Origin of the sequence: Colwellia echini (assembly GCF_002843355.2) — a bacterium.
Classification (GTDB): domain Bacteria; phylum Pseudomonadota; class Gammaproteobacteria; order Enterobacterales; family Alteromonadaceae; genus Colwellia; species Colwellia echini.
In genome coordinates, this window is sequence record NZ_PJAI02000012.1 from 91074 (window position 1) to 103555 (window position 12482).

Consider the following 12482-nt stretch of genomic DNA (forward strand, 5'->3'; position numbering starts at 1 on the left):
GAAACTACAACGGAAGTGATAAGGTTACAAAAGCAGAACCACCTTCAACACGGTGCTTTGCTGCGAACTCCCAGTAACCACGAAGATTAATATAAGCGGCTTGATTATTCATAGTGAATGAATAGCCAATTTCGGGGCCTACGGCTGCAATGCTAGATTTAATATCATCAGCAAATACCGAATCTCCTGAGTCAGCAGTTATTTGTCCGTAAACATAACCAACAATACCTATTTGCCAATGTTGGTTAAGAAACTGTGATACCCCCCAATCTAAATGCACATCGATGCCGTTTTGATAATTAGTATCATCATTTTCTATATTGTAGGTAAAACCAAGTACTGCTGAAAGCTCACGTCCTGTCGTTTCATTGAAATAGGTGTAACCACCGCCTAAATCAACTGCGCCATGACCAATACCAAGGTTACTTAAACTAGAAGCATTGTAATCACCCGTTGGTATATCACCAGTTAGGTAGGTCATCCAATTATCATTACCATTATTCCAAGCAAGACTTACAACAGGGTACAAATCTGTCATGCCTGTAACTGTATCTTTCTCGTTTTGCAAAAGTAATGGATCACTAATAGCTATATCAGCGCTTGTGGTATTACTACCCCAGCCAAAACCTAAACCAAAAGATAGTTGTCCATCCCAAAGTTTAGTATGTGGTGAATATGTTGGTTGCACAATCAGCACTGGCAAGCTTGAATCTACGTCACCTGAAAGCACATTACCACGTGGCAAGGTTTTACTCTTTGCTGCGCTACCATTGTAATAATAACCTTGCGCTGGTATTGACCAACCCGGTGTCGCCGGAACAGCAGCAAAGCTAGCATATTGGCCTGAAAACCAAAAAGCAACACCGCCTTCATCAGCCATTACAACAGGTGCAAAACTAGCTGAAAAAACGCTCGCTAATGTTACACGCAGCGGTGTTAATTTAATAATTTCTTTGATTCTACTCATTTTATATCCCTTAAAAATTTATATTCATCTTATCTAGACTGATTGTTTTTTCCACTAAATTTACAGCTGAATTTACAATTAAGTAACTTGTAGTAACATTAGTTAATCTTAGCAGCAGGTATTTAATCGATCTAACATGAGTTAAAAATAATGAAAGTGATTAGCACATAATATCAATCACTTAGATTTTTTCTTCGACAATAATTTTAAGTATTCGTAGTACTAGGCGGAAAAGCGAAGCCAATAAGTGGTTATAGTTAACTTTCATAACACAGCTAACTATAAGAAAAACGAATAAATAAGGCTGTTGTAGTATTTTGCTTATCGAACTCAGCTTTCTATATAAAACATCATCAATATCAAGATTAAAATTGTTTATAAAAAAATCAAAAAATAATATATTACAGCCAAACTCTATTTTGATTTTGTGATGTTTTAGTGCATTATGATCGGGTTTTAAGTGTAGTGCATCACTTAAAAAATTTTAATTTCTAAATAAATTTCTAAGTAATGAAGTTCACTAGCTTTACCTAAAAAGAGCTTATATTTTAATAAATTGCTCTTAACGATTAATAACTACAGGGATTTGACATCATTATTAAACACATTGTACTCATCATCGCCCTGTTTTCTTTATCAGTAAATGCCCAAGAAAAAGAAGCAGTAAAAGATAAAAAAAGCACTCTCAACAAGGCTACACAAGCCGTGGCTAATCTTATTCCTGAATGGACAACAGATTTACGCAATGAGAAAGAACATGCGCAAGGTCAAAAAGGATCTTTTTTTGCGGTGCCAATCCCCATTGTAGATCCAACTCTTGGCTCAGGCATTGTTATTGATGCCGCTTATTATCATAGTCAAAGCGCTGAACAGAAAGCAACGCAGCCTTCTTCGGCGACACAAGGCGTTGCAGCTTACACTAATAATAAAAGCTATGCTTATGGCTTAATTCAAAAAAACTACTGGGAACAAGACACTTGGCGTTTTGTTGGAAGTGGCGGATATACAGCACTGGAATTAAATTTACTCGATCCACAATATTCAGCAGATGGTAATCAGCTTGATTGGTATGTAGCAGGTACTTTATTTAAAGCTGAACTACTTCGTCGTTTTGGTAGTCATTGGTATATAGGCGGACAAACTAGATTCGTGCATAACACGCAAAGCATTTCAGGAAATATTGAAACTGATGGCAACAGTTCAACAACGACGACAACTACTACAGCGGGTAACTCTGGCTTCCAATCAACCACTGATACATCAAGCTCCAACGGACTAGGTGTGTTAATACAATATGACACTCGAGATAGCCAAACAAATGCTTATAAAGGACAACGGCTCAGCATAGATACTCTATTCAATAACACCTCAATGGGTAGTACCAACACCTACCAATCTTACAATGCGCGTTATCGTTATTATACTGAGCTGACTGACAACTTAGTGTCGGCAACGGAAATAAGAGCCTGTGCAAAATCAGGAGAAGCGCCTCTTTGGGATTATTGTACTATTTCATTACGGGGTTTTTCGGCGACAAATTATTTAAATAAAGCCTCTGCCTCAGCACAAACAGCACTTCGATGGAGGGCTTGGCGAAAACTTGGTTTTGTCGCTTTTGTTGGTATTGGCTATGACGCACAAACCATTAAAGAGTTGGGTGATCAAAGTAATGTAAATAGCTACGGTTTAGGTATGCGTTATATGGTATTAGAGTCGCAGCGTATTAACTTCCGCGTAGATTATGCCCGTTCTGGTGATAATGATGCATTATACGTTTCTGTTGGAGAAGCTTTCTAGTTATAGTTACTTAATTTTAAACATAAAAAAACACCGTCTTCTCAAAGAGAACACGGTGTTTTTATCAATAACTTGCATTAATAGCTTAACGCTATAATAAGTTATTCAGCTTCAGCGATAACTACCACTTTGATGCTAGTATCAACATCTGTGTGTAAGTGAATTGCAATTTCGTATTCACCTGTTTCGCGGATAGCACCTAAAGGTAAACGTACTTCAGCTTTTGTAACTTCTACGCCAGCTTCAGTGATCGCATCAGCGATATCACGAGTACCAATAGAACCGAATAATTTACCAGCTTCACCAGATTTTGATGCGATAGTAACTTCAGCTAATGCCACAACTTTAGCTGCGCGTGCTTCTGCTGCTGCTAATACTTTAGCTAGGTCAGCTTCAATTTCAGCACGACGTGCTTCAAAGTGCTCAACGTTAGCTTGAGATGCAAAAACTGCTTTACCTTGCGGTAATAAGAAGTTACGTGCATAACCTGATTTAACAGATACCTTGTCACCAAGGCCGCCTAATTTGGCGATTTTATCAAGAAGAATTACTTCCATTTTAAACCCCTATTAGCTTACTTATGTAAGTCGGTGTATGGTAACAATGACAAGTAACGAGCGCGTTTAATAGCACGAGTTAATTGACGTTGATATTTAGCAGCAGTACCAGTGATACGGCTAGGAACAATTTTACCACTTTCAGTGATATAATTTTTTAACGTTGCAATATCTTTATAATCGATAGATGTTGCGCCTTCCGCTGTGAAGCGGCAAAACTTACGACGTCTAAAAAAACGAGACATGGAGTTCTCCAATATGGTTTTATCTAATTAACCTGTTTGTTATAAACCGTTAGTAAATAAAGCCTAATTAATCATTTCAATATGCTGGGCGTGTAATACTAAAAGCGGATTACCGTTTCTAGATTCATGACGGTTTATAAAACCAGACACTTTTATTACCTTTCCAGCAACTAATTCACGTGTTAAGTGTGATAACTCACCTGTAGCCACAACCTGTATTCTGACAAATGCTTGTCGGTTCATACCAGCTTCATTTTGTATAGATTTGTGGTCTATTGAAAACTGACTATGAGCAATACCTGCAGGGCTTGTTGATTGTTTGGGGCTTCTAACCACCTCTCCAGTCAACACCAGATGATTCTCTTGCAAGCTACCTTGCGAGACAATCACAAATTACTCTTATTCAGCTGCTTCTTCAGAAGTCTCTTCAGAGTCTTCGTTAACTTCAGCTTCATCAGTAACATCTTTCTTAACTTCGCGACGATCGTCACGACGGTCTTCTTTAGCAGCAGCCATTGGCGATGCTTCAGTTACCGCGTCTTTAGTACGCATGATCATGTTACGAATAACAACATCGTTATAACGGAAAGCTGTTTCTAGTTCATCAATAACTGACTGAGGCGCTTCAATGTTCATAAGAACATAGTGTGCTTTATGTAATTTATTGATTGGGTATGCTAATTGACGACGACCCCAGTCTTCTAGACGGTGGATTTTGCCTTCAGCAGCATTGATCAAGTCTGTGTAGCGCTGGATCATACCAGACACTTGTTCACTCTGATCAGGGTGAACCATAAATACGATTTCGTAATGACGCATTACGAGCTCCTTACGGTTGTAGCCTCATAATCTGGCTCAGCCAAACACCAGTTGAGGCAAGGAACAAAAAGTTCAGGCTGAATTAAGGATGCGTATTGTAGGGAAAACAACCAGTAATAGCAAGTAATACTGTTAGAGCAAGCGCATTAAATTAACTGCTTGGTTAATTAATCTCAACTAGGATTAAAGGATATATTATGATATTGATTTTTAATAATATTTATTCAATTCAATTCAATATTATTTTCTGGTCCGTACCAGTATTGTCGTACTCGAGCTGGGGTTAATTATCCTTAATTCGCTCAAGGTTAACTATCTCAGAGCGGTTTAAAGTGATTTTAAAACGCTGTATAGATTCTTCATCTTTATATAAGTGTCGTAAAACAAGATTAATTTGATAACGACGCTCTACCGCTTGATTCGATATTTTTTGCCCATCTAAGCTATATAACCGACCTGCACCTTTCTTTAAAAAACGCACAAAAGGCGTTAAATTAAAAAAGGTTTGTTGCTGTATTTCATCGTAACCAGGTAAAAACTTTTTCGCTAATACCTTATTATCACAACGAAAATGCAACAACTGTGCATCCTGCTTATTTTGCTGGCCACGCTCTTGAAATAAATTGTTTACTGAATTAGGTAAATCTTTAGGGTTTATATACTCTAACCATAATATCTGACTCATAATACGTTTTTTAGTCACACTATGAGTAAATAGGTTTTGCCACTTAGGTCGACCTTTTTGAATTTTCCGCCATATAAGATCGGTTAAATCATCTTTAAATGTTTCACGTAAACCATAAATAACGCCTAAAAAGGCAACAAGTGCAATAGTTACTTCAGTGAAGTTGGTGCGCGCGTTAAGCACTAACAACATAACAAATGCCATAATAAAAGCGGTTACAACACCGCGAACAAAGCGCTTTAGGTTCACATTTAAATAGCGAGGCTTACGTTGAAAAACAACGCCGTACTCAATCAAGCGTTGCAATAATCGCATTTTATTGGTGATCCGATTAGCATCATCAAGGGTCACTTGTGAGTTATATTTATTTTCAATACGATACTCATTTTCTGAGCGACACAAAGTCAACAATAACTCACGTTCAGTGGTAAAGTCTGAGCTTTTTGGTCCTCTCGATAAAAGCCTTAAAAACGATTGTTCTATATGCCAGCTCAAATAGTTATCGGCATTTTCAAAGAATGAGTTCAATTTTTTGTCTGACGGCGTATATCGCCTCAACTTTTTAGTCAGCGCAATAGTTTGCTCAGCTAACTCAACGGCTGCAGGATAAAACTCCTCCGCGGTTTTTAGCTTTAAAGTGAACTTAATATCAGCATCAAGGGCTTTTTTAACTTGGTAAGAATATAAATTAAGATTTAACCGATAATCACCTTGTTCACCTTTATTTTGGCTAATAAAACGACTTCTCACTAAAGGCAAGTGTAATTGATCCGCGTAATAAGCACTCTGGTTTTTAATATTGGCGTAGAAGAATTCCTCTACATTTAGGGTGCTCGGATTTATACCCATTTCAACGGGTAATGAAAAGTAAAGATCGATACGTTGGTAGTCTTCTGGTAATAACTGATGACTAACCCTAAAAGACAAGTTTTCGTCTTGAATTAATTTAGCTCTATTCACTCGTAGAAAAGCCTATATTCTTACTATTATAATGATTAAAAAACTGCATTAAGAATAGCAAAAACAAGGCTTTTAGATAGTATTTTCAGTGCTTTTAGTTAAAAATTTAAACTAATGGCTATAAACGCTTAGTTAAACAGAGTTAATCTAAGTTATGGGTAAGTAACCTTAGTATAGGTTAAGCCATGCCACTTAAATCTTTATGAATATTTTACGTTGATATAATTTTAATGACACATACCAAAAAAATATAACATGCGACAAAGCAAATAAGAATGACGCCAACTTAAGCGGAAATATTATACAAAATTGCGCGTATAACCATCCATACATTGAACTGTCACCAATATGAATATTCAAATATAAAGTCACTACTAAAAAAGATAAAACGTAAACAAAAAGCGGGTTAGTGCCATATACCAATAAAGGCTCAGCCAACTTCATTTGTTTTTTTATGTCGATTAACCAAATAAAAGCCGCGAGTAATAAGCAAGCATAGCCCGTAGTATAAATAACATAAGACGGCGTCCAAAGTGATTTATTAATCGGCAGCACTAACCCCCAAAGTAAACCAAAGCCTATTGCTAACCCACCTATAATTATTAACCTAATGGCACTCGTTCTTTTATCTTCTATACTGGTTAAATACCGAGTTAACTCAAAACCAAGCAACATATTAACGACCGCAGGAATAGTACTTAATAATCCCTCAGGTTCAAAAGCAATACCGCGCATGTTATACATGTGATTAGCACCTAATACGGTTAAATCTAACTGGCGGATAACATTACCTTCAAGTGTTAAAGCACCATCACCAACACTTAACAATATCCCCCAGTAAACCAGTAAAATTACTGCTGATACAATAATAACTCCAGTACGATTAAGTAATAAAACTAAGCATGCAGCTATGACATAAGCGATACCAATACGTTGTAATACTCCCATAATACGCCAATCATCCATGTTAGTAGTAAAAGGGATAACATTGAGCATAAAGCCAATAAAAAACATAATGAAACCGCGTTTTATTATTTTTCTAAACTGCTCAGGCGAAGCAGTGAAATTGCTCTTTTTAAAAGAAAAAAACATGGCTGAGCCAATGATAAACAAGAAGAATGGAAAAATTAAATCTGTGGGTGTAGCGCCATTCCAATCTGCATGCAGCAAAGGCGCGTATACTTGTGACCAGTTCCCTGGTGTATTAACTAAAATCATTAAGGCGATAGTAATGCCTCTAAAAGCATCGAGCGCGAGATAACGAGTCATATTATTTTCCTAGCAGAATGAATTGGTTAGTCTATGTTTTATAAACTACACACATAAAAGACAGCGCTGTCTTTTTATTTTCATTCTAAACGAAGGGCTTATAAATGGCGAATGGTTTATAAAACGTTTTTTACTAGTAGTATGCCAGAACTTCCTATGTTTTTGATCGACTTACAAAATTATGAGATTAAAATAAATAAATTAAATAAAGAGAACCCGACGGATACCTAGTTGAATTGTCGGTTGTAAAGTAAAAATATTTTCGTGCCGAGAACGAGTATGTTACACTACGCAGATTATTACCCCCTTTAAATTATGTAATCTGACAGCCATATGACGCCAGAATCTTTATTAAACCAAGCACAACTTGTTTGCAAAAAAAAAGGTGCTCGTTTTACACAAGTTAGAGAACAAGTTTTTTTATTGTTAGCAAACCGACAAGGTGCTGTTGGTGCTTACGATTTATTAGCAGAACTAAAAAAAATAGACGCGGCAGCTAAGCCTGCAACCATTTATCGCGCTTTAGATTTTTTATCTAAGCAAGGTTTTGTTCATAAAATAGAATCAATAAATGCCTTTGTAATGTGTCATCATTTTGGTGAATGTAATCATCCAGTGCAATTATTGATTTGTGATGCTTGTGGTCATGTTGAAGAAATTCAGTCAAATAATTTTGATTTGGCGTTACGCGCAATGGCTGATACTAACGGCTTTACTATTAGTCATCAAATTGTAGAAGCTCATGGAAGCTGTAAAAATTGTACACAAATGGGCTAAATCTACTGGCTATTTGTACTTATCTTAAGGGATTTAGTTTATCTCTATTGGGATAATTAACAAATCTACACTATTGTAATAAAGTTGTAGTAAAAACTTTTCTATAAATAGTGGTAAAAAGTACAATAGTCACCGATACTTACCTCAAGTTAATGATTACTGCTAATTTTCTAGGTGATTATCTAAGTATTTTTTTAGGTAAATAATTTCAAGGCATTGTGCTTTTCTTTTTATAGTTTAGTTTTCGACTATTTTATCAATTAAATGAAATTGTTGCCTAAATTACCGTTCGTACCATAATCTCGTAATTAACTAGAGTTAGTTAGACAAGTATCGCGCTATTTGATTTACATTTATAAAATAAGCATGCAAAATCAATTTGGCAATTTATTAAAACAGTTAAGATTCGGAATCTCCATGAATGTAGAGTTTATCAATCCCTTTTTATCTTCAATGCTTAATGTCATGTCAACCATGGCTCAAATGGAATTAGTTCCAGAAAAGCCACGCCTTAAAAAAGATGAAATCGCTATGGGCGATGTATCAGGCTTAATCGGCATGGTAAGTGATCAAGCCAAAGGTTCATTATCTATTACTTTTGAAGGCCCTTTAGCACTAGCCACCATGAAAAAAATGGTAGGTGAAGCCCCCGATGAAGTAAACGAAGAAATTACTGATTTGGTAGGTGAAATTACTAATATGGTAACGGGTGGTGCGAAGCGCTTATTAAGTGAAAAAGGCATTGAGTTTGATATGGCAACACCTATTGTTGTTTCAGGTCCAAATCATCGTATTCACCACAAAGCGAAAGGTCCTATTGTTATCATTCCATTGAAAAATGAATTAGGTAAAGCATATATTGAATTTAGTTTTGATGACTAATTATTCTTTATAAATACTTCTATTATAGTAAATACATAAAATGCTTCGGTTAAAGTAACTAAGTATTAAACTCCCGATTATTTAAATTGACTACCTAAATTAATCGACATAAAAAAAACGACTAAAGTCGTTTTTTTTATGTCGAAAATCAATAAGATTATCGTTAAGGGTTAATTTATTACATCAATGCGTATAGCCCCACCGTGGCATAATATTTTGCTCTATTTCTAAATGATCTAAGACACGTCCTACCATAAAATCAATCAAGTCATTAATTGACTCAGCTTGATGATAAAAACCAGGTGAGGCTGGCATAATAGTAACCCCTTGTTGCGACAAGCTGAGCATATTCTGCAAATGTAAGGTAGAAAAAGGCGTTTCACGGATCATTAAAATTAATTGACCACGTTCTTTTATCACCACATCCGCAGCTCGTTCAATAAGATTATCACTCATGCCATGACAAATAGCAGCCATGGTGCCTGTTGTGCATGGACAAACTATCATTTTTTTAGGTGCAGCTGATCCCGAAGCAACGGGGGAAAACCACTGCTCTTTACCAAAAACCGTTATTTGTCCTACCTGTGCTTTATACATTTCAGTCAAAAATTTTCCTGCCGCTTCAGGTGCACCAGGCAGCTTAATGCCCACTTCGGTATCTAAAACTATTCGTCCCGCGCTTGAACATAGTATATAGAGTTGGTAGTTTGCTGAAATTAAACATTCAATTAAACGCATCGCGTAAGCAGCACCAGATGCGCCAGTTATCGCAAGGGTTATTTTGCCCTTGAATTTATCTTCCATTTTATTCACCTTGTCTACACAACTTAGCTAACCACTTTAAAATTACAATTTACGTTTCAATTTAGATTTCAGTAAACAACCTAACACTTACAAAAATGATTAACCATTTTTGAGAGTTTTCTTTACTTTTTTCAGCGCCATTTGTTGTTTAAGTGGTGATAAATACTCAATAAATAACTTACCTTTTAAATGATCCATTTCATGCTGCATGACAATGGCAAGAAAATCATCGCTAGTAATAGTTTGCTTTTTACCCTCTCGATCTAAAGATTCAACGGTAACATTTGTAAAGCGTTCTACATCAGCATAATAACCAGGTACAGATAAACAACCTTCTTGCCCTTTAGCTGTCTCTTCGCCATGAACAATTTCAGGATTTACCAAAACAAGGGGCTCATCACGGTTTTCAGAAATATCAATAACCACTACAGCTGCACTACTACCTACCTGTGTTGCCGCTAGACCAACACCATCATCTGTAGCGTATAACGTTTCAAATAAGTCATCTATTAAGGTTTGAACTTCGCTAACATCTGTAACAGGTACTGCAGGTCTTAAAAGTTTTTCATTCGGTGCGGTAAGTATGGTTAAAACTGTCATTTTCTTTAATCTCTTTCTTTTTAAATAATAATTAGCGAATGAATTATTTTAGTCCGCTATTTGATTGAATGTATATTGTTTATTTACATATTGAATTCAAGTATTAGTTATTTTCATATCAATGGCCTTAAGCCAAGTAATTAATCAATATTAATACAATTTATACGTTCGGTGTCGCCAAGCAGTTCAATAATTTTTCATGTATTCCAGCAAAACCGCCGTTACTCATAACTACAATTATATCGCCAGCTTGAGCATGTTTAGTAATATTATTAATTAATACATCAATATTATCTTCCACATGACAAGGTGCGTTGCACTGTTCAATTAAATCACTAACCGACCATGTAACTTTATCACCTTGGAAAATAAACACTTCATCAGCGTCATTAAGCGACGCTGGTAATGAATCTTTATGAACACCAGATTTCATAGTATTTGATCTTGGCTCTAGAACCGCTAATATACGTCCTGGCTTTGCTTGTTGTGCAAGTTTAGCACGAACACCTGCTAATGTTTTTGCTATAGCCGTTGGATGGTGCGCAAAATCATCATAAACACTAATATCATTAATAATACCGCGCAGTTCAAAGCGACGTTTGGTGTTAATAAACTCACCTAGTGCATCAATAGCAATAGCACTTGGTACACCCGCATGACGTGCTGCAGCAATAGCCATCACACCATTATCAATATTAAAGTCACCAATAAGACTCCACTTTACTGTGCCCTGCTCTTTACCATTAAAGCTAACAATAAATTCACTGCCTTCACCATTAAGCTTTTCAACGTACCAGCCAGTACTCATGTCTGCGATATTAATGTCTGAGGCATGAATTGAAAGCTCGGTATGTGAGAACTCTGTAGGTGTCCAACAGCCCATATCTAATGTTTCGCTAATAGCATTTTCATTTGCAGGAGATAAAATTAAACCATTACTTGGCACCATTCGGATAAGGTGATGAAACTGTTTTTGGATATCACTAAGATCATTAAAAATATCGCCATGATCAAACTCTAAATTATTGATAACTAAAGTTCGTGGTCTGTAATGAACAAATTTAGAGCGTTTATCAAAGAACGCACTGTCATATTCATCAGCTTCTATGACAAAAAATGGTGCACTCCCTAATCGTGCAGAGCAGCTGAAGTTTTGTGGTACTCCGCCAATTAAAAAGCCTGGCGTTAAATTTGCGTATTCTAATATCCACGCAAGCATACTACTGGTTGTTGTTTTACCATGCGTACCTGAAACCGCTAACACCCATTTATCTTTAAGCACATTATCGAGTAACCACTGCGGCCCTGAGGTATAAGGAATATTGCGATCTAGCATATACTCAACCATAGGGTTACCACGAGACATGGCATTACCCACGATCACTAAGTCAATATCATCGTCAAAATTATCTACTTGATAACCAGACATTAACGCTATGCCTAATCCTTCTAACTGTGTACTCATCGGCGGATATACGTTTGCATCAGAGCCACTGACTTTAAAACCAAGCTCTTTAGCTATGGCAGCTATACCTCCCATGAAGGTGCCACAAATACCTAAAATATGAAGGTGTATTTTGTTATTACTCATAGATATATTCAAAACCTCAATTCACGATATAAACGAAGCGTCATAATGCCGATATCATACCTTAATATCTCAGCTTTGGCTGCAATCAAACGGCTAATACCAATTGAAATAAACATACAAAGTTAGTGTTAATTGATTTTATTCCCGAACGAAAAAATGATGCCACGAGAAATACCATTAGAAATACGTTATGATGCTGACTATAAAGTTTTAATTTTATCAGTGATAAAGGGTGAACAGTGGTAAAGCAGAGCATTAACAAAAAAGTATCTATTCATTTCAAGCGTTGGAACAAAACGTTTAACGGTAATACGCAAGATTCACTTTTAGATCAAGGTGAGGCTGCAGGGTTAATTCTTCCTTATTCCTGTCGTGGCGGCTCTTGTGGTCGTTGTCTAGCTAAATTAATTAGTGGAGAGGTAAAGCAGAACTCAACTGATGGTTTGATGCCAACAGAGCAAGAACAAGGTTATATTTTACTTTGTTGTAGTCAAGCTCTAACTGATGTCGAAGTAAGCCATGAATAATA

General features: G+C 36.3%; 14 protein-coding genes. 4 read left to right on the forward strand and 10 right to left on the reverse strand.

What is annotated here, in order from left to right:
* Positions 1-4: 4 nt before the first annotated feature.
* The gene (locus CWS31_RS11555; protein WP_101345614.1) at positions 5-967 is read right to left on the reverse strand and encodes a SphA family protein; all 963 of its coding nucleotides are present in this window, start codon (positions 965-967) and stop codon (positions 5-7) included.
* A 705-nt stretch (positions 968-1672) separates the two neighbouring features.
* On the opposite strand from CWS31_RS11555, the gene CWS31_RS11560 reads away from it, so the two are divergent.
* Positions 1673-2764, forward strand: coding sequence for a BamA/TamA family outer membrane protein (locus CWS31_RS11560; RefSeq protein WP_101345613.1), 1092 nt, complete (start codon positions 1673-1675; stop codon positions 2762-2764).
* A 101-nt stretch (positions 2765-2865) separates the two neighbouring features.
* On the opposite strand, the gene rplI is transcribed toward CWS31_RS11560, so the two are convergent.
* The 6 genes from rplI to CWS31_RS11590 form a co-directional block, all read right to left on the reverse strand.
* Positions 2866-3321, reverse strand: a complete 456-nt coding sequence (gene rplI / locus CWS31_RS11565) for a 50S ribosomal protein L9 (RefSeq protein ID WP_101345612.1) — start codon at positions 3319-3321, stop codon at positions 2866-2868.
* A gap of 17 nt (positions 3322-3338) precedes the next feature.
* Positions 3339-3566, reverse strand: a complete 228-nt coding sequence (rpsR, locus tag CWS31_RS11570; protein WP_011041278.1) for a 30S ribosomal protein S18 — start codon at positions 3564-3566, stop codon at positions 3339-3341.
* A 63-nt stretch (positions 3567-3629) separates the two neighbouring features.
* Positions 3630-3956: a primosomal replication protein N gene (gene priB / locus CWS31_RS11575; protein ID WP_101345611.1), complete on the reverse strand. Its 327-nt coding sequence runs from the start codon at positions 3954-3956 to the stop codon at positions 3630-3632.
* 9 nt (positions 3957-3965) lie between these two features.
* Positions 3966-4385 carry a 30S ribosomal protein S6 gene (gene rpsF / locus CWS31_RS11580; protein WP_101345610.1) on the reverse strand — a complete coding sequence of 140 codons (420 nt, stop codon included), beginning with the start codon at positions 4383-4385 and terminating at the stop codon, positions 3966-3968.
* A gap of 283 nt (positions 4386-4668) precedes the next feature.
* Positions 4669-6030 carry a hypothetical protein gene (locus CWS31_RS11585; protein WP_101345609.1) on the reverse strand — a complete coding sequence of 454 codons (1362 nt, stop codon included), beginning with the start codon at positions 6028-6030 and terminating at the stop codon, positions 4669-4671.
* Positions 6031-6222: 192 nt separating this feature from the next.
* Positions 6223-7299, reverse strand: a complete 1077-nt coding sequence (locus CWS31_RS11590; RefSeq protein ID WP_101345608.1) for an acyltransferase family protein — start codon at positions 7297-7299, stop codon at positions 6223-6225.
* A gap of 333 nt (positions 7300-7632) precedes the next feature.
* On the opposite strand from CWS31_RS11590, the gene CWS31_RS11595 reads away from it, so the two are divergent.
* Positions 7633-8076, forward strand: coding sequence for a transcriptional repressor (locus CWS31_RS11595; protein WP_101345607.1), 444 nt, complete (start codon positions 7633-7635; stop codon positions 8074-8076).
* A gap of 417 nt (positions 8077-8493) precedes the next feature.
* Positions 8494-8958, forward strand: a complete 465-nt coding sequence (locus CWS31_RS11600) for a chemotaxis protein CheX (protein WP_101345606.1) — start codon at positions 8494-8496, stop codon at positions 8956-8958.
* Positions 8959-9141: 183 nt separating this feature from the next.
* On the opposite strand, the gene CWS31_RS11605 is transcribed toward CWS31_RS11600, so the two are convergent.
* The 3 genes from CWS31_RS11605 to mpl form a co-directional block, all read right to left on the reverse strand.
* On the reverse strand, positions 9142-9762 hold the full coding sequence (locus CWS31_RS11605; protein WP_101345605.1) for a flavin prenyltransferase UbiX: 621 nt from the start codon (positions 9760-9762) through the stop codon (positions 9142-9144).
* 99 nt (positions 9763-9861) lie between these two features.
* Positions 9862-10362, reverse strand: coding sequence for a peptide deformylase (def, locus tag CWS31_RS11610; protein WP_101345604.1), 501 nt, complete (start codon positions 10360-10362; stop codon positions 9862-9864).
* A gap of 160 nt (positions 10363-10522) precedes the next feature.
* A complete protein-coding gene (gene mpl, locus CWS31_RS11615; protein ID WP_101345687.1) occupies positions 10523-11938 on the reverse strand; it encodes a UDP-N-acetylmuramate:L-alanyl-gamma-D-glutamyl-meso-diaminopimelate ligase in 1416 nt (471 codons plus the stop codon).
* 254 nt (positions 11939-12192) lie between these two features.
* On the opposite strand from mpl, the gene CWS31_RS11620 reads away from it, so the two are divergent.
* The gene (locus tag CWS31_RS11620; protein WP_101345603.1) at positions 12193-12480 is read left to right on the forward strand and encodes a 2Fe-2S iron-sulfur cluster-binding protein; all 288 of its coding nucleotides are present in this window, start codon (positions 12193-12195) and stop codon (positions 12478-12480) included.
* Positions 12481-12482: the final 2 nt, after the last annotated feature.